Raw genomic sequence first — 16,062 nt, forward strand, 5'->3', positions numbered from 1 at the left:
CGGCACGCCGAATTAGTTCCGCGAAACAGAGAGGATTAGAGTCCACAACAGATCGGTTCAGGTTCCCGGCGGGCCCCGCGCAAACGGAGCACACAGGGTGCACAGCGCAGCAACCTGGGCATTCGCCCCCTTCACGTGGCCGGCCCGGGACCTGAGACCGGGTCCATCAACGACGTTGGAGGCACCGCACTCTATGACCACGATCGAAGCTCCGGCCCAGCCGAAGCGGAAGACGCTGTACCGAGGCGACCCCGGAATGTGGTCCTGGGCGCTGCACCGGATCACCGGTGTCACCATCTTCTTCTTCCTCTTCGTGCACGTCTTGGATACCGCGTTGGTCCGGGTCAGCCCGGCCACCTACGACGAGGCGATCGAGACCTACAAGAACCCGCTCGTCGCTCTGATGGAGATGGGTCTCGTGGTCTGCGTGCTTTTCCACGCGCTCAACGGCGTCCGCGTGATCCTCGTCGACTTCTGGTCCCAGGGCCCGCGCTACCAGCGCCAGATGCTCTGGATTGTGCTCGCCATCTGGATCCTGGTCTCCGCCGCCGGTGTCGGTCGCCAGTTCTTCTACCTGTTCACGGAGCACTGATAACCATGACTGAGCGAAGCGAAGGAATCATGAACACAGCCGCCAGTGCGGTCATGGTGGAGCCGAGCGTCAGCGAGGCGCAGGCATGAGCGCACCTGTTCTCGGTAAGTCTTACGACCGCCCGGCCAGCCTGGATCTGCCCCGCTCGCCGCGCGCCCGCTCCAGCAACAATTTCGAGAAGTACGCGTGGCTGTTCATGCGCTTCTCCGGCCTGCTGCTGATGGTCCTTGTCCTGGGCCACATGTTCATCATGCTGATGATCGACGGCGGCGTGCAGCGTCTGAACTTCGCCTTCGTCGCGGGCCGCTGGGCGTCCCCGTTCTGGCAGATCTGGGACCTGACCATGCTGTGGCTGGCCCAGCTGCACGGCGGCAACGGCCTGCGCACCGTGATCGACGACTACTCCCGCAAGGACTCGACGCGGTTCTGGCTCAAGACCCTGCTGGTCATCTCGATGATCCTGGTCATGGGCGTCGGCACCTACGTCATCTTCACCTTCGACCCCAACATCAGTTAGGAACAGGCCCTCGATGAGTGAATCGCGACCGATTCAGGAACACCGCTACGACGTCGTCATCGTCGGTGCCGGTGGCGCGGGCATGCGCGCGGCGATCGAGGCCGGTCCCCGGGTCCGCACCGCCGTGCTGACCAAGCTGTACCCGACCCGCAGCCACACCGGCGCGGCCCAGGGCGGCATGTGCGCGGCGCTGGCCAACGTCGAAGAGGACAACTGGGAGTGGCACACCTTCGACACCGTCAAGGGTGGTGACTACCTGGTCGACCAGGACGCCGCGGAGATCATGGCCAAGGAGGCCATCGACGCGGTGATGGACCTCGAGAAGATGGGTCTGCCGTTCAACCGGACCCCCGAGGGCAAGATCGACCAGCGCCGCTTCGGCGGCCACACCCGCGATCACGGCAAGGCCCCGGTCCGCCGCGCGTGCTACGCCGCCGACCGCACCGGCCACATGATCCTGCAGACGCTGTACCAGAACTGCGTCAAGCACGACGTGGAGTTCTACAACGAGTTCTACGTGCTCGACCTGGTGCTCACCGAGAGCGACCGCGGTCCGATCGCCACCGGTGTGGTCGCCTACGAGCTGGCCACCGGCGAGCTGCACGTCTTCCACGCCAAGTCGATCGTGTTCGCCACGGGCGGCTCGGGCCGGATGTACAAGACCACCTCGAACGCGCACACGCTGACCGGCGACGGCATGGCGATCGTGTTCCGCAAGGGTCTGCCGCTGGAGGACATGGAGTTCCACCAGTTCCACCCGACAGGTCTGGCCGGTCTCGGCATCCTGATCTCGGAAGCGGTCCGTGGTGAGGGCGGCATCTTGCGCAACGCCTCCGGCGAGCGGTTCATGGAGCGCTACGCCCCCACCATCAAGGACCTCGCGCCGCGCGACATCGTCGCCCGCTCGATGGTGCTCGAGGTGCTCGAAGGTCGCGGTGCCGGGCCGAACAAGGACTACGTACTCATCGACGTGACCCACCTCGGCGAGGACGTGCTCGAGGAGAAGCTGCCCGACATCACCGAGTTCTCCCGCACCTACCTGGGTGTGGACCCGGTGAAGGAGCCGGTGCCGGTCATGCCGACCTGTCACTACGTGATGGGCGGCATCCCGACCCGGATCCGCGGCGAGGTGCTGCGCAACAACACCGACATCGTGCCAGGCCTCTACGCGGCGGGCGAATGCGCGTGTGTCTCCGTGCACGGCTCCAACCGCCTCGGCACCAACTCGCTGCTCGACATCAACGTGTTCGGCCGCCGCGCGGGCATCGCCGCCGCGGAGTACGCCCAGCGCACCGAGTTCGTCGACATGCCGGCGAGCCCGGCGCAGATGGTCACCGACTGGCTGGCCATGCTGTTGTCGGAGCACGGCAACGAGCGGGTCGCCGACATCCGCACCGAGCTGCAGTACACGATGGACATGAACGCCGCCGTGTTCCGCACCGAGGACACCCTCAAGCAGGCCCTCACCGACATCCACGCGCTCAAGGAGCGGTACACGCGGATCACGGTGCAGGACAAGGGCAAGCGGTACAACAGCGACCTGCTGGAGGCCGTCGAGCTCGGCTTCCTGCTCGAGCTGGCCGAGGTCACCGTCGTCGGCGCGCTGAACCGGAAGGAATCGCGCGGCGGCCACGCCCGCGAGGACTACCCGGACCGCGACGACGTGAACTTCATGCGGCACACGATGGCCTACAAGGAGAGCCCCGAGCTCATCTCCGACATCCGCCTCGACTTCAAGCCGGTGGTGCAGACCCGTTACGAGCCGATGGAGCGTAAGTACTGATGACTGCTGTAGCCGAAGCACCCTCCTCGCAGAAGCCGGCTCCGGTCCCCGACGGCTCGGTGATGATCACCGTCAAGGTGGCCAGGTTCAACCCGGAGGACGAGAAGGGCGCGCACTGGGAGTCCTTCCAGGTGCCGGTCCTGCCGACCGACCGCTTCCTGAACGTGCTCATCTACATCAAGTCCTACCTGGACGGCACGCTCACCTTCCGCCGCTCCTGCGCGCACGGCGTCTGCGGTTCGGACGCCATGCGGATCAACGGCGTGAACCGGCTGGCCTGCAAGGTGCTGATGAAGGACATGCTGCCCAAGGGCGGCAAGTCGATCACCGTCACCGTCGAGCCGATCCGCGGCCTGCCCGTGGAGAAGGACCTCGTGGTGAACATGGAGCCGTTCTTCGACGCGTTCCGCGCGGTGAAGCCCTACCTGATCACCACGGGTAACGAGCCCACCCGCGAGCGCATCCAGAGCCAGGCCGACCGCGCCCGGTTCGACGACACCACCAAGTGCATCCTGTGCGCCTGCTGCACCACCTCCTGCCCCGTGTACTGGAGCGACGGCAGCTACTTCGGCCCGGCCGCGATCGTGAACGCCCACCGCTTCATCTTCGACAGCCGCGACGAAGGCGCCCGCGAACGCCTCGACATCCTCAACGACGTCGAAGGCGTCTGGCGCTGCCGCACCACCTTCAACTGCACCGACGCCTGCCCCCGCGGCATCGAGGTCACCAAGGCCATCCAGGAAGTCAAGCGAGCCCTCCTCTTCGCCCGCTGATCTCCGGATCCGAACGGATCCACGGCCGACAACGAAGGCCGCCACCATCTCAAAGATGGTGGCGGCCTTCTTCGTTGGCGCCTCTCCATCAGTCCGGCACGCACCGATCCGCGGAGCCGAGGGTTACGAATATCTATCGATATTGCTGGACACATAGCTGGAGATTTATCGTGAGACATATGAAGACCATGATCGACCTCAACGACGAAGCGCTGGCGCTGGCCGCCAAGGAGCTGGGCACGACCACGAAGAAGGACACGGTCAACGCCGCGCTCGAGTTCGTGGCCGATCGCAGGCGACGGATCGAGCAGGTGCTGAACGATCCTTACGGGTTCGGAGTCGGACCGGACATCGACGATCCGGAGATCATGCGCCAGGCTCGCCGTTGACCGAAACAACACCATTGCGGCTCCATCTCGTCGACACCTCGGCAGCCGCTCGCATCAGGCATCCACCGGTACGTAGCGTCATCGCGGGCCTCATCGCCGACCGCGCCGCCGCGACCTGCGTCACCGTCGACCTCGAGGCCGGATATTCCGGACGCAACCTCGCCGACGTCCAGAACATCGGCCAACGACGCCGCTCCCTGTACGTCAATCTGCCGATCAACGAGACCATCGCCGACCGCGCCAGGGAGGTCCAACTTCTGATGGCGCGCAGGAGTCAGCACCGTTCGGCCGGAATCATCGATCTACTCACCGCCGCCGTAGCCGAGTTCCACGGCGCGGTCCTCGTGCACTACGACGCCGACTTCGAGCACATCGCAACCGTCACCCGGCAACCGCACGTGTGGGTCGCCCCCCAGGGCAGCCTGAACTGATTTGTCGCGCGCCAGCTTCTTTGCTCGGGTCTGCCGCGACGGTGTAGCAGTGTGCCGAATCGGCGTAGCGATCACGGTCCGAAGAGAATCCCGACAACGAAAGCCGTTGACGCTACTCCACGACCGGCACGCAGAATTCGGCCGCTTCCAGAGCGGCGACCGCAGCCGGTTCCTGATCCTGGCGCAGGAGCAACACTGGCCGCGCCTGAATCAGGGCAAGAACAAGCACGACTTCGATCGCTGGTGTGTCGCAATGCCGTTCAGCTAGGCCGAATCCCCCAGCCATCGCCATTTTCGCGGCGCGCGACTCGCGGGGCGTAGCGGCCCTGCGATTGTTCGGCGACAAGGGCTACGACAACACCACCGTCGCCGAGATCGCCGCCGCCGCACAGGTCTCCTACGCGACGTTCTTCAACTACTTCACCGCCAAGGAAGACGTGGTCTTCGCCGACGACGATCTCTACGACGCACTCCTCGCCGAGATCTTCGCCGCCCGCGCCCCAGACGAACGCCCCGCCGACTTGCTGTTGCGCACGATCGAGCACCTCAGCACGGCGACGAGCTGGAGCTTCCCCCTAGACCACGAACTCACCCACATCCGCGCCCGCCTCATCACCGAAGTGCCCGCCCTGCGCGCCGCCGCCCTGCTGCGTAACGCCGGCCTGCGGCAGCGCCTGACCCGCGCCCTGCTCGACGCCTACCCCGCCGACCTCGACGCCCTGTACGCGGCAGCACTGACCGGTGCGATGGTCGGTGCGGTCGACGCGGTGCTGGACGACTCCGCCAGGGGACAGCTGGCACCCACCACGATGACCGGCATCGTGCGCCGAGCCGCCGAAATCGGCCTGCGCGGGCACCTGTCGGAGGGAGTGTGGCCCGAGCAGGAAACGACACGAAGCGCGGCATCTCGCAAGTAGGTGTCCGATCGCGGCCGTCACCGGCAATCGCGGGTATGAGTCGTCAGGGCAGTCCGAACCGACTCACTCGCGGTGCAGGGGTGAGGGGGTGGCGCGGGACCAGTGTTCGCCCGCGAGGACGACGTGGTCGAGGAAGCGGAGACCTACGGTGTGAGCGGCGTCCATGAGGAGCGTGGTGGTGCGGCGGTCGTCGAGGCTGGGCGCGGCCGTGCCGGAGGGGTGGTTGTGCACGAGGGCGAAGGCGCGGCCGTCGTGGCGGAGCACGGTGTTGAGGATCTCGCGGATCGGGACGGCGACCCGATCGACGGCGCCCTCGGCGACGAATACCTTCTGCCGCAAGCGATTCTGAGTGTCACACACCAGCACGAGGAGCCGCTCCACGCGGGCGCCGTCGAACAGCGGGCGGGCGATGCGGACGACGTCGAAGGCGCTTTCCAGACGCGGCGCGGGCGCGGGTTCGGCGCGCGCCCTGCTGCCGAGCTGGAAGGCCGCGATGATCGCGGCGGCTTTGGCCACCCCGATCCCGGTCTTGCGGAACAGTTCTTCGGGCCGAGCCGCCGAGAGTCCGGGTATACCACCGTATTCGGCGAGGAGTTCGGCAGCCATGTCCAGTGCGCTCTCGCCTCGGCGACCCTGGCCGAGCAGCATGGCGAGCAGCTCGCTGTCGCTGAGCGCGGCGGGGCCGACCGCGAGCAGCCGCTCGCGCGGGCGTTGGCCGAAGGGCAGGTTGGCGATCGGTACCGACATCACAATCCCCCTCGAATGCGTTGGAGGATTCGCATCATGCCAGCGGCCACCGACAGGTCGGGTGGGCGCGGCTCGGGCAGAATCGAGACCTGCGCACGGCCGGAGTGAAGTCGGAGTATGTCTAACCGTCGACCACGGTGACGACTTCCGGCGCGGGCAGCGCGCAGAGCACACCCGCGGCCAGCTTCTCCAGGTGGTGAAGTTGCCGCTCGTGCACCACGATTCGGCGCAGCGCCTCGTTGATGGTGGCGTTGCTGTTGGATGTCCCCATGATCTCTGCGGCGGCGGCCAACAGCTTCTGGTCGAGATCGATCCGCACCGTACGCATGCGTCCTCCTTCGTACTTTCGCCATCTTGCGCCATCACCCCCGCTCATGTCCGGCAAATCGCGTACACACACCGGCCGCTTTCGTGGTCACCACCCGGCCGAACACGTGGCTGACCGGCCGCGAGACACACCACGCGGTGGTCGACGCCTATCATGCGCCGCGCACGACGCCTGCCGATAGCCCGCGCACGGCGGAGCGAAGGTGGAGCTACCCGCACCGCGGGCACTGAATCGCGCGCTGCCACCGGTTTCCATCCACGAGACCGGTAACCGACGGAAACGGACCGGCCAGCTAGGCAGTGTGTACAGCTGGCCGGGCTTTTGTTGTCGGAACGGTCAGGCGGTGCTTGCATCGAGATATGTTCACCGAGGCTCAGCTGTACTCGCCGGTCACCCGTACCGGTGACGGCGACGTGACGGTGCACCTGAGCGACGAGCACCCCGGCGTGCACGACCCCGACTACCGGGCCCGCCGCAACTCCATCGCCGCTCTCGCGCTGGCCTACAAGCCGGGCGAACCCGCACCCACGATCGACTACACCGACGAAGAACAGCAGGTCTGGCGGATCGTCTCCGCCGAACTGGCACGCAAACACCGCACCTACGCGTGTACCGAGGTGCAAGCCGCCGCGGCCCGGCTCGACCTGCCCCACGACCACATCCCGCAACTCGACGAGGTGACCGCGGCCCTGGCCCCGCTCACCGGCTTCCACTACGTCCCCGCCGCAGGCCTGGTGCCGCTGCGCGAGTTCTTCGGCTCCTTCGCCGAGCGGGTCTTCCACTCCACCCAGTACATCCGGCACCACTCCGCACCGCTCTACACCCCGGAACCGGACGCCATCCACGAGATCATCGGGCACGCCAATCAGATCGCCAGCGCGCGCTTCGCCGCCATCTACGAAATCGTCGGTGCGGCGGTCGCCAGGCTGACCACCGAGACGGCGCTGAAGTTCCTCGCCGATGTGTTCTGGTTCTCGATGGAGTTCGGTGTCGTCCGTGAGCAGGGCGAAATCCGCTGCTACGGAGCGGGACTCCTGTCCTCCTACGGCGAGCTCGACGAGTTCCGGCAGGCCGAGATGCGGCCGCTGGACGTGGTCGCGATGGGGACCGCAGCCTACGACATCACCCACTACCAGCCGATTCTCTATTGCGCCGCATCGATTTCGGAGATCGAGGACGTGGTCGGCGGCTTCTTCGCCGAGATGGACGACGACACTCCCCTGCGCGCGCTGCACGACAAGCGGCGCCCGTCGGTGGCCGAAGCGAGCTGAACCCTGCCTATTCGGCGGGGCGGACGAGCGGCAGACCGGCGTCGAGGAAGTCCATCGCGTGCCCGAGATTCTCCGCGTTCACCGGTGTGCGCAGCGAAATGGCAAGACCCGCACCGGTGATCGCACCCGCCGTCACGCGCACCTCGAAATCGTCGGAGGGGCGGCCGAGATATTCGGCGATCATCTCGGCGATCATCTCGATGCCGCGCTCGAGTTCGATGCCGATGGCGGCGCGCAGCTCCGGCACGTGGTAGACCAGCGCCTGGCGTTCCTGTTCGAAGGCCAGTTCCTCGGGTGTCAGGGTGGCGAGCGACGCGTCGACCGCGTTGCGAAAGGCCAGGACCGGGGAAAGGCCGCGTGGCTGGCCGCGGAACTCCTCGACCAGCAGCGGATCGAGGTCGTCGGCGATGACCAGTTGCTCCTTCGTCGGGAAGTAGCGGAAGAAGGTGCTCGGCGAGACATCGGCCGCCGCGGCGATCTGCTCGATGGTGGTCTCGCCGTAACCCTGCTCGCGGAACAGCCGGAACGCCTCGGTGCGAATCGTCCGGCGGGTCCGCTCCTTCTTGCGCTCCCGCAGTCCCGGCGCCGCGATACCTTCACCCGTTGACTCAACCGACATGTGTCGATTCTGACTCATCCCGCACCCCGGCGGTGGCAGGTGCGTCCGCGGGCGCGCGGCGCGGCAGCACCCACAACGCCAGTGGCACCGACACCGCGCAGATGGCCGCGCAGACCCACAGCATCAGGCTCATCCCGCCGACGAACGCCGACTGGACCTGCGCCAGCGCCTCCGCGCTTCCGCTCGCCTTGGCGGCGGCCGCCCCGCTGCTCACCCCGTCGTCGTAGGGCGCGACGTTCAGCGCCCCGAGTTCGGCGCGGTACCGGGTGACCAGCACGGTGCCGAGCAAGGCGACGCCGATGGTGCCCGCTGCCTGGCGCAACGCCTGCAGCAGCGCGGATCCGACACCGGCCCGCGCGACGTCCAGATCATCGATGGCGACCGCCATCGCGACCGGCATGCCCATGCCCATGCCGGTGCCGATCAGGGTGATCCAGCACGCGGTGAACCAGTAGGCGCTGTCCACGTCGGTCAGCGCGCCCCAGCCGAGCCCGATGCCGAGCAGCACCAGCCCGGCCGTGATCACCACCCGCGCACCGGCTTTCGACAGCAGCCGATCCCCCAGCCGCGCGCCGACGACTATGCCGCCGATCATCGGGAGCAGCCGCAGTCCACTGCCGAGCGCGTCGGCGCCGAGCACCTCCTGGTAGTACTGCGGCACGGTGAAGAACATGCCGAACATCGCGAAGGTGATGAGCACGGCGAACACCGACCCCCAGCGGAAACCGCTGCTGCGGAACAACCCGAGGTCGATCAGCGGATGGCGGCCGCGCCACTGCCACAGCAGGAACGCCCCCGTGCTCGCCGCACCGCAGGCGAGCGCCCCCCAGGCCGCCGCGTCGTCCCAGCCCTGTTCGCCGAAGCGGATGAAACCGTAGGTGACGCCGAGCATGCCGAGCATCGACAACAGCACGCCGGGCAGATCGAACGGAAGCTGTTGCGGATTGCGCGATTCCGGCACCAGCACGGCCACCGCCGCCGCGCCGATCACCACCATCGGCACGTTGATCAGGAAGACCGAACCCCACCAGAAGTTGTCGACGAGCCAACCGCCCAGCACCGGCCCGAGCGGCAGACCCAGTGAAGTCGCGGTGACCCAGATCGACATGGCGCGGGCCCGCTCCCGCTGCTCGGGGAACAGCACCGGCAGCACCGCCAGGGACAGCGGGATCATGGCCGCGGCGGCGATGCCGAGCACCACCCGCGCCGCGATCAGCTGACCCGAGGTGTCCGCGAAGGCGCAGGCCAGCGAGGACAGGCCGAACAAGACCAGCGCGGCGAGCAGGATCCGCTTGCGGCCGTAGCGGTCGCCGAGCGCGCCCGCGGGCAGCATGAATGCCGCGAGCGCCAGCGTGTAGGCGGAGCTGAACCATTGCAGCGCACCGGTATTCGCGTTCAGGTCGACGGCGAGGGTGGGCAGCGCGACGGTCAGGACGGTCACGTCGAGGCCGATGGTCAGCATGGCGATCGCCAACGCCCCGAGGGCGAACCACCGCCGGGAATCTGTGTTCATAAATCCCTCCAGAAAATGAGAGTTACTACTTTTTGATGGTAACTCTCATTTCATGGTCGCTGTCAATACCCGCCACGATCGCTCCAGCCATGCGCCTCTCACCGGCCGTGCGCGGGGCAATTGACGGCCCTCGACCGACCGCGCCGGTTACGCTCGCTCCCGATGAAGCTCCCGCATCCTCGCCACCGCACCGCACGCCTCGCCGGTGTGCTCACCGCCGCCACACTGCTGCTCGGCGGAATGGTCGCGGCGCCGGTTCTCGCGGCGCCCCCGACCACGACGACCACCCCGTTCTCCACCCCGAACACCGACAACTGCCCGCAGAAGACCAAGCCGCCCGCGCCGATCGACTCCTCCGAGGTGCCCGCGCCGGGACAACCGACACCCGCTCCGCTGCCGGTCCCCGTGCCTCCGGTGGGCGGGACCAGGATGGGCGAGTGCGGCGTGGTACTGCCGAAAGGCGCACCGCCCGCACCGAAGGACATCTCCGCAACCGCCTGGATGGTGTCGGATCTGGATACCGGCGAGGTGCTCGCCGCCAAGGACCCGCACGGGCGCTATCGCCCGGCGAGCACCATCAAGGTGCTGCTGGCCACCGTCGCGCTGCGCACGCTGAAGCTGGACACGGTCGTCACCGGCACCCAGGAGGACGCGAACGTCGACGGCACCCGCGTCGGCATCGGCCCCGGTGGGCAGTACACCAACCGGCAGCTCATGCAGGCGCTGATCATGGCCTCGGGCAACGACGCCGCGCATGCGATCGCGGCCCAGCTCGGCGGCGACGAGGCGACCGTGGCCAGGATGAATCAGCTGGCGAAATCGTTGTACGCCTTCGACACTCGCGCGGCAACGCCGTCCGGCCTCGACGGGCCAGGCATGAGCACCTCGGCCTACGACCTGTCGCTGCTGTTCCGCGAGGCGATGACCCTCCCGCTGTTCGCCGAGTTCATCCACACCGAACAGATCGAGTTCCCCGGCTATCCCAAGAATCCGAAGATCCCGGAGGACACCGACCACCCCGGCTTCTTCGTCGGCAACGACAACCAGCTGTTGTTCAACTACGACGGCGCGCTCGGCGGCAAGACCGGCTTCACCGACGACGCCAGGCAGACCTTCGTCGCCGCCGCCGAGCGCAACGGCCGCAGGCTCGCGGTCACCCTGCTGCAGGCCGAGGTGCGGCCGGTGCGGCCGTGGGAACAGGCGGCCCGGCTGCTCGACTACGGTTTCGCACTGCCGCGCGGCACCGAGGTCGGCACACTGCCGAACCACGCCGACCGCGCCGCACCCACTGCGGCCCTGGCCACTCCGCCCGGCCCGGAGGGCGGCGACGTGCTCGCCAGCCCACCGCACGAGCGCGAATACCCGGGCCCCCGAACCCTGCTGATGGTCGGCGGCATCGTGCTGATTCTGTTCCTGCTGCTCAAGGCACGGCGCGTCAACCGTCAACGCCGCTGAGCCGGAGCCGATCCCGCGCGGGCGAACTCAGCGTCGCCTGCGCAGAGTCGCCAGCCCGAGGGCGGCGAGCGCACCCGCGCCGAAATACGCCGCGCCACTGCCGAACCGCCCTGCGGTGTGCACCACGCGGGGCCGGATGACCGCGGGCTCGGGCGGCAGGGGCTCGGGTTCGTTCTCGGACGCCGTCGCGGCCCAGGCGGTGGCGAACAGAATGATGCGGTAGGTGATGTAGCTGAACACCATCAGACCGATGATCGAACCGAAGGCCGCGCCCGCCGGACTGCGCAGCACGATCTGCAGGTAGATCGATGCGACGAACTTGAAGACCTCGAAGGCCAGCGCGGCCAGCAGCGCGGCCTTCGCGGCGCTGGCCAGCGTGACGGGCTCGCGCGGCAGCCGCGCGATGATCCATGCGAACACCGCCCAGCTCGCCAGCAGCGCGAACACGATCGACAGCAGCGTCAACAGCAGCCGGGCGCCGGGCAGGTCGTCTAGGCCGAAGCGCGCAAGCAGCTGGGCGCCCAGATTGCTGGAGGCCAGCGACGAAAGCCCAAGCGACGCCACAAAAGCAAGACCGAGCCCGACGAGCGCGCCGAGGTCGGAGAGCTTGGTGCGGAACCAGTTGCCTTCCTCGACTTTCTGCTCCCATTGCTCGGTGAGCGCGGCGCGCAGATTCGCCATCCAGCCGAGCCCGGTATACAGACCGGCGAGCAGGCCGAGCACACCGACCGTGCTCCGGGAACGGACCGCCTGATCGATGAGCGAGTTGAGCTGGGTGCCCAGCTCACCCGGCATGTTCTCGACGACCTTGTCCTGAAGTTCTTGGAACAGCTGCTGATTGCCCGCCAGCACGAAGCCCGCGACCGCGAACGCCACCATCAGCAACGGAAACAGCGACAGCACGGTGAAATACGTGATCCCGGCCGCGTAGTGGTCGCCGCGTTGGCGCTGGTAGCGGCCGCCTGCCCGGATCAGATGGTCCAGCCAGGGCCGCGCCTGTACGCGGCGTTCGATCGTGGCTTTGACGTTGTCGATCGCCTGCACCTGCTCGCCCCTTCGACGCCTGATGAACGCAACGGGCGCAGTCCGTCGACAGTCCGCCCACGCCGGAGCGAAGGCGGAGGCACGCCGTGGCCCTCGCTAGCGTCGTACCCGGGTCAGCGGGCCAGGAAACCCACCCGGTCGTAGACCTGTGCGAGGGTGTTGCCGGCGATCTCTCGCGCCCGCTCCGCGCCTGCGGCGAGGATGCGGTCGAGTTCGCCTTGATCCGCCAGATACTCTTCCACCTCGGCGCGCAAGGGCGTGACAAATTCCACCAGCGCGTCGGCCACGTCGGATTTCAGGTCGCCGTAGCCCTTGCCCGTGTAGTCCTTCTCCAGCGTGACGATCGGCGTCCCGCTCAGCGAGCTCAGGATCACCAGCAGATTGCTGACGCCCGGCTTCAGCTCCGGGTCGTAGCGGATCTCGCGCTCGGTGTCGGTGACCGCCGAACGGATCTTCTTGGCGGTGATCTTCGGGTCGTCGAGCAGGTTGATCAGACCGGCGTCGGTCGCGGCCGACTTGCTCATCTTGGCGGTCGGGTCCTGCAGGTCGTAGATCTTCGCGGTGCCCTTGACGATGTGCGCATCCGGCACAACGAAGGTCTTCTTGAAGCGAGTGTTGAAGCGCTGCGCCAGGTTTCGGGTCAGCTCCAGATGCTGGCGCTGATCCTCGCCGACCGGCACCTGGTGCGGGCGGTAGAGCAGGATGTCGGAGGCCATCAGCACCGGATAGGTGAACAGGCCGACGGTGGCGTTCTCCGCGCCCTGCCGCACCGACTTGTCCTTGAACTGGGTCATCCGGCTGGCCTCGCCGAAACCGGTGATGCAGCTGAGGACCCAGGCCAGCTCGGCGTGCTCGGGCACCTGGCTCTGCACGAACAGCGTCGACTTCTTGGGGTCGATACCGATCGCGAGCAGCTGCGCCGCCGCCGCCCTGGTGCGCGCCCGCAGTTCCTTCGGGTCCTGCGGGACCGTGATGGCGTGCATGTCCGGGATGAAGTACAGCGCTTCGTAGTCGTCCTGCATGGTCACCCAGTACTGCAGCGCCCCAAGGTAGTTGCCCAGGTGGAACGAGGAGCTGGTCGGCTGGATCCCGGACAGCACACGCTGTTTACGCTCGGCGGCCGGGGCTGATGCGGGACTCGACATGCCCCCGATCTTTCCATGCGGGTCCAGCGGAATTTCGGGCCGCCCAGTTGCGTGAGTCCACGCCGGGCATGCTCGGCCTGCCGGTCCGCGCGAGCTTGCGTTCCCGCTCGGAGACCAACCGGTAGACCGGGCCGCTCGGACCGGCGAGCGTGCCGCGCAGCACCCTGGGGGCGAGCGGCGGCGCGAGGTGCGCGGCGCGAACACCGCCGGCCAGCGCGCGGAAGGCGAGCTCGTCGGTCATCCCCCAGCGGATGCCGTACATGGCGCGGATGCGCGGCGGCAGACTGCCCTGCACCAGCAGGAAGAACGCCGAGGTGACCTGTTGCAGCGGGGCGCGCTGCGGATACGGGACGCGCTGACCCGCCAGGTACGAGCCGACCAACCGGGCCTCGTCGGTGAGGAACAGCTCATCGGAGGCGAGGTAGCCGTCGAAGTAGTCGCGGAAGGCCGGGTAGTCGGCGGGCGCGGCATCGCGGGGCATACCGAACAGTTCGGCCCAGCGCACGTAGTCCTGATACAGCCCCTCCCGCTCGCCGTCGGTCAGCCTGCGGACCAGCAGATCGTGCATCACCTCGGCGGAATCGAAGGTGAACGCCATCGTCATGAACATCAGGTGCGGATCGAAGGCCGAGTACGGCGCGCCCGCGGGATGGTGCGGCCCGGCGTCCTCGGGCAGCTCGCCGGCCACGGTGGCGTGCTTCTTGGTGGTGAACGCCAGCGCCCGGTCCGCCTCCTCCTTGCTGCCGAGGAAGACGGCCTCGAACAGTTTCCCGGTGAGCGCCAGCCGGGTGTAGGGCGTGCTGCGATGCTCGGTGTTCTCGGCCGTCCCGACGTAGAGCAGGGGGTGCACGGCGCCGATCACCAGCGCCCGCTGGCCATAGGTGAGCCCAACCGCGCGCTTGCTCATGACGCGCCTGGCCATGGAGTCGTCGGCGAAGTATCCCGGCAGGGACGAGCGTGCGGACATCGTTGTCTCCTCATCGAAAGACCCTGCCTGCCAGGGCCGACGGCATCTGGCAATAGAATCCCCCAGATCAACCCTTCTGGCAAGACCATCTACCAGAATCGTGTCCGTGCCAGAATCGTGCTGTGACAGCACAGCGCACCTACGGCGGCATCTCCGCCGACCAGCGCCGGGCACAGCGCCGCACCGCACTGCTCGACGCGGCGCTCGAGATCGTCGGCACCCAGGGCTTGGCCAAGCTCACCGTCACCGGGCTGTGCGCGCAGGCCGGGCTCAACGAGCGGTACTACTACGAGAACTTCGACAGCCGCGACGCCGTGCTCACCGGGCTGACCGACCGGATCGCCGAGGAACTGGCCATCGCGATCCTGGACGCCCTGCGCGACGCGCCCGACGACTCGCGCGCCAAGGCGCACGCCGCCATCGCCGCGGGCATCCACCTGCTCACCGACGATCCGCGCAAAGCCAAGGTCGCGCTGATCGCCGGTCTGGCAACACCGGAACTGCGGGCCAGGACCACCGAGACGATCCGGGTGTTCACGCGCATGGTCGCGGCCGAGGGCATCGATTTCTACGGCATCACCGATCCCGAGCCGGATCCGGCCATCTTCTTCCGCGCGACCTACCTGGTCGGCGGGCTGGTGCAGACATTGACGACGTGGTTGCAAGGCGATCTGCCCCTCAGCAAAGAGGAGCTCATCGAACACACCACGGACGTGTTCGTCCTGCTCGGCGAGGACCTGGCGCGCCGCCTCGGGTGACGCGGGCCGATCAGGCCAGGGTCAGCGCGACGACCTCGGTCGAGAGCGGCGCGCTCTGATAGACCACGCGGAACGCGACCTCGCGCCGCGCCCAGTAGCGCGCGCAGTCGCGCATCGCCTCTTCGAACCACTCCCGCTCTTCGGGCTGATCGGCGAGCAGTGCGGCCGCATCGCGCACCACGGCGACGTAGCCGCTCGCCTCACCGATGAAATCGTCCAGGTCGCGCAGGCATTCGTCGAAGGCGTCCTTGTTCGCGCCGAAGTAGTACGGGAACTGGAAGGCCGCGGCCCACTCGTCGAACACGCCCACCGTGCCGCGCATCTTGGGCCCACGTAACTCGCGCACCAGGTACCCCGCGGGCGCGCGGTAGCGGACCTCGCTCAGTTCCGGCGCGTCGACCGGCAGAGCGCCGAGCACCGGCTCGGACCCGCCGCCCGGGACGGCGGGCGCGCCGTCGCCGGGGCGAGCGAGGAACCGCGAGAGCGGAACCGGACGGGGCATCAGCGCATCCTCGTGAAGGTCTCGTAGTGGTCGCCGGTGTACCAGGCCGTGCCGTCGCTGCCGGTCACGATGCGTTCGGCGTCGCGGGAACGGTTGCGCTGCTTGGGATTGACGTCCCACTCCTGATAGGTGATCGACCTGCCCGCCGCATCGCTGCGCGGCAGCGTGCCTTCGCGATTCATCCAGCGCTCGCCGCCCTTGGTGCCGGGCGCGTTCGCCGAATCCGGCCAGCGGCCCGCGTCGATCTCGGCCAGCGTCACGTAGGCGCGGTCGGGAACACCCTGCGCCCGGCTCGGCGCGGCCGCGGCGGG

At 67.8% G+C, this 16,062-nt stretch carries 20 protein-coding genes; 11 read left to right on the forward strand and 9 right to left on the reverse strand.

The window, feature by feature from the left end; all coding sequences use genetic code 11:
- The first annotated feature begins 193 nt into the window (after positions 1–193).
- The 8 genes from sdhC to NL1_RS23605 all read left to right on the forward strand — a co-directional run bounded on the left by sdhC (position 194) and on the right by NL1_RS23605 (position 5,402).
- A complete protein-coding gene (gene sdhC, locus NL1_RS23575; protein ID WP_084510887.1) occupies positions 194–592 on the forward strand; it encodes a succinate dehydrogenase, cytochrome b556 subunit in 399 nt (132 codons plus the stop codon).
- An 85-nt stretch (positions 593–677) separates the two neighbouring features.
- Positions 678–1,109 carry a succinate dehydrogenase hydrophobic membrane anchor subunit gene (locus NL1_RS23580; RefSeq protein ID WP_067843251.1) on the forward strand — a complete coding sequence of 144 codons (432 nt, stop codon included), beginning with the start codon at positions 678–680 and terminating at the stop codon, positions 1,107–1,109.
- 13 nt (positions 1,110–1,122) lie between these two features.
- Positions 1,123–2,892, forward strand: a complete 1,770-nt coding sequence (gene sdhA / locus NL1_RS23585) for a succinate dehydrogenase flavoprotein subunit (RefSeq protein WP_156095006.1) — start codon at positions 1,123–1,125, stop codon at positions 2,890–2,892.
- Positions 2,892–3,665 carry a succinate dehydrogenase iron-sulfur subunit gene (locus NL1_RS23590; protein ID WP_067843254.1) on the forward strand — a complete coding sequence of 258 codons (774 nt, stop codon included), beginning with the start codon at positions 2,892–2,894 and terminating at the stop codon, positions 3,663–3,665. The genes sdhA and NL1_RS23590 overlap by 1 nt, the downstream gene beginning before the upstream one ends.
- A gap of 179 nt (positions 3,666–3,844) precedes the next feature.
- Positions 3,845–4,054 carry a type II toxin-antitoxin system VapB family antitoxin gene (locus tag NL1_RS40055; RefSeq protein ID WP_084501563.1) on the forward strand — a complete coding sequence of 70 codons (210 nt, stop codon included), beginning with the start codon at positions 3,845–3,847 and terminating at the stop codon, positions 4,052–4,054.
- Positions 4,051–4,485, forward strand: a complete 435-nt coding sequence (locus NL1_RS23600; protein WP_084510888.1) for a PIN domain nuclease — start codon at positions 4,051–4,053, stop codon at positions 4,483–4,485. The genes NL1_RS40055 and NL1_RS23600 overlap by 4 nt, the downstream gene beginning before the upstream one ends.
- 106 nt (positions 4,486–4,591) lie before the next feature.
- The gene (locus NL1_RS37815) at positions 4,592–4,753 is read left to right on the forward strand and encodes an alpha-crystallin domain-containing protein (protein ID WP_156095007.1); all 162 of its coding nucleotides are present in this window, start codon (positions 4,592–4,594) and stop codon (positions 4,751–4,753) included.
- Positions 4,754–4,817: 64 nt separating this feature from the next.
- Positions 4,818–5,402, forward strand: coding sequence for a TetR/AcrR family transcriptional regulator (locus tag NL1_RS23605; RefSeq protein ID WP_218024478.1), 585 nt, complete (start codon positions 4,818–4,820; stop codon positions 5,400–5,402).
- Positions 5,403–5,465: 63 nt separating this feature from the next.
- Here the strand turns inward: NL1_RS23605 and NL1_RS23610 are convergent, their stop codons facing one another.
- Together NL1_RS23610 and NL1_RS23615 are read right to left on the reverse strand one after the other, a co-directional pair.
- On the reverse strand, positions 5,466–6,149 hold the full coding sequence (locus NL1_RS23610; RefSeq protein ID WP_067843262.1) for a JAB domain-containing protein: 684 nt from the start codon (positions 6,147–6,149) through the stop codon (positions 5,466–5,468).
- A 121-nt stretch (positions 6,150–6,270) separates the two neighbouring features.
- Complete coding sequence (locus NL1_RS23615) at positions 6,271–6,477, reverse strand: type II toxin-antitoxin system VapB family antitoxin (RefSeq protein WP_067843265.1); 207 nt, start codon at positions 6,475–6,477, stop codon at positions 6,271–6,273.
- Positions 6,478–6,836: 359 nt separating this feature from the next.
- On the opposite strand from NL1_RS23615, the gene NL1_RS23620 reads away from it, so the two are divergent.
- Positions 6,837–7,748 (forward strand): phenylalanine 4-monooxygenase, encoded by a 912-nt coding sequence (locus NL1_RS23620; RefSeq protein ID WP_067843268.1) that lies wholly within the window; start codon positions 6,837–6,839, stop codon positions 7,746–7,748.
- A 7-nt stretch (positions 7,749–7,755) separates the two neighbouring features.
- Here NL1_RS23620 and NL1_RS23625 read toward each other — a convergent pair whose 3' ends face one another.
- Together NL1_RS23625 and NL1_RS23630 are read right to left on the reverse strand one after the other, a co-directional pair.
- A complete protein-coding gene (locus NL1_RS23625) occupies positions 7,756–8,367 on the reverse strand; it encodes a TetR family transcriptional regulator (RefSeq protein ID WP_067843271.1) in 612 nt (203 codons plus the stop codon).
- Positions 8,357–9,880: an MFS transporter gene (locus tag NL1_RS23630; protein ID WP_067843274.1), complete on the reverse strand. Its 1,524-nt coding sequence runs from the start codon at positions 9,878–9,880 to the stop codon at positions 8,357–8,359. The genes NL1_RS23625 and NL1_RS23630 overlap by 11 nt, the downstream gene beginning before the upstream one ends.
- A 162-nt stretch (positions 9,881–10,042) precedes the next feature.
- Here NL1_RS23630 and NL1_RS23635 point away from each other — a divergent pair, with 162 nt between their 5' ends.
- Positions 10,043–11,335, forward strand: coding sequence for a D-alanyl-D-alanine carboxypeptidase family protein (locus NL1_RS23635; protein ID WP_067843277.1), 1,293 nt, complete (start codon positions 10,043–10,045; stop codon positions 11,333–11,335).
- Between the two features lie 27 nt (positions 11,336–11,362).
- On the opposite strand, the gene yhjD is transcribed toward NL1_RS23635, so the two are convergent.
- The 3 genes from yhjD to NL1_RS23650 form a co-directional block, all read right to left on the reverse strand.
- The gene (yhjD, locus tag NL1_RS23640; RefSeq protein WP_067843280.1) at positions 11,363–12,379 is read right to left on the reverse strand and encodes an inner membrane protein YhjD; all 1,017 of its coding nucleotides are present in this window, start codon (positions 12,377–12,379) and stop codon (positions 11,363–11,365) included.
- A gap of 113 nt (positions 12,380–12,492) precedes the next feature.
- A complete protein-coding gene (gene trpS / locus NL1_RS23645) occupies positions 12,493–13,524 on the reverse strand; it encodes a tryptophan--tRNA ligase (protein ID WP_067843283.1) in 1,032 nt (343 codons plus the stop codon).
- Positions 13,487–14,491, reverse strand: a complete 1,005-nt coding sequence (locus NL1_RS23650) for an oxygenase MpaB family protein (protein WP_084510889.1) — start codon at positions 14,489–14,491, stop codon at positions 13,487–13,489. Before NL1_RS23650 ends, trpS begins: the two co-directional genes overlap by 38 nt.
- Positions 14,492–14,613: 122 nt before the next feature.
- Here NL1_RS23650 and NL1_RS23655 point away from each other — a divergent pair, with 122 nt between their 5' ends.
- Positions 14,614–15,249 carry a TetR/AcrR family transcriptional regulator gene (locus tag NL1_RS23655; protein WP_067843286.1) on the forward strand — a complete coding sequence of 212 codons (636 nt, stop codon included), beginning with the start codon at positions 14,614–14,616 and terminating at the stop codon, positions 15,247–15,249.
- A 10-nt stretch (positions 15,250–15,259) separates the two neighbouring features.
- Here NL1_RS23655 and NL1_RS23660 read toward each other — a convergent pair whose 3' ends face one another.
- Both NL1_RS23660 and NL1_RS23665 read right to left on the reverse strand, forming a co-directional pair.
- Positions 15,260–15,751 carry a barstar family protein gene (locus tag NL1_RS23660; RefSeq protein WP_067843290.1) on the reverse strand — a complete coding sequence of 164 codons (492 nt, stop codon included), beginning with the start codon at positions 15,749–15,751 and terminating at the stop codon, positions 15,260–15,262.
- The coding region (locus tag NL1_RS23665; protein WP_067843293.1) for a guanyl-specific ribonuclease at positions 15,751–16,062 on the reverse strand (312 nt) is incomplete at its 5' end. The genes NL1_RS23665 and NL1_RS23660, both read right to left, overlap by 1 nt.

The sequence above is a fragment of the Nocardia lijiangensis NBRC 108240 genome (assembly GCF_001613045.1).
GTDB lineage: Bacteria > Actinomycetota > Actinomycetes > Mycobacteriales > Mycobacteriaceae > Nocardia > Nocardia lijiangensis.

Coding starts and splice junctions, on each gene's coding strand:
- sdhC (WP_084510887.1), top strand. CDS start 194: ATGACCACGATCGAAGCTCCGGCCCAGCCGAAGCGGAAGACGCTGTAC.
- NL1_RS23580 (WP_067843251.1), top strand. CDS start 678: ATGAGCGCACCTGTTCTCGGTAAGTCTTACGACCGCCCGGCCAGCCTG.
- sdhA (WP_156095006.1), top strand. CDS start 1,123: ATGAGTGAATCGCGACCGATTCAGGAACACCGCTACGACGTCGTCATC.
- NL1_RS23590 (WP_067843254.1), top strand. CDS start 2,892: ATGACTGCTGTAGCCGAAGCACCCTCCTCGCAGAAGCCGGCTCCGGTC.
- NL1_RS40055 (WP_084501563.1), top strand. CDS start 3,845: ATGAAGACCATGATCGACCTCAACGACGAAGCGCTGGCGCTGGCCGCC.
- NL1_RS23610 (WP_067843262.1), bottom strand. CDS start 6,149: ATGTCGGTACCGATCGCCAACCTGCCCTTCGGCCAACGCCCGCGCGAG.
- NL1_RS23615 (WP_067843265.1), bottom strand. CDS start 6,477: ATGCGTACGGTGCGGATCGATCTCGACCAGAAGCTGTTGGCCGCCGCC.
- NL1_RS23620 (WP_067843268.1), top strand. CDS start 6,837: ATGTTCACCGAGGCTCAGCTGTACTCGCCGGTCACCCGTACCGGTGAC.
- NL1_RS23625 (WP_067843271.1), bottom strand. CDS start 8,367: ATGTCGGTTGAGTCAACGGGTGAAGGTATCGCGGCGCCGGGACTGCGG.
- NL1_RS23630 (WP_067843274.1), bottom strand. CDS start 9,880: ATGAACACAGATTCCCGGCGGTGGTTCGCCCTCGGGGCGTTGGCGATC.
- NL1_RS23635 (WP_067843277.1), top strand. CDS start 10,043: ATGAAGCTCCCGCATCCTCGCCACCGCACCGCACGCCTCGCCGGTGTG.
- trpS (WP_067843283.1), bottom strand. CDS start 13,524: ATGTCGAGTCCCGCATCAGCCCCGGCCGCCGAGCGTAAACAGCGTGTG.
- NL1_RS23650 (WP_084510889.1), bottom strand. CDS start 14,491: ATGTCCGCACGCTCGTCCCTGCCGGGATACTTCGCCGACGACTCCATG.
- NL1_RS23660 (WP_067843290.1), bottom strand. CDS start 15,751: ATGCCCCGTCCGGTTCCGCTCTCGCGGTTCCTCGCTCGCCCCGGCGAC.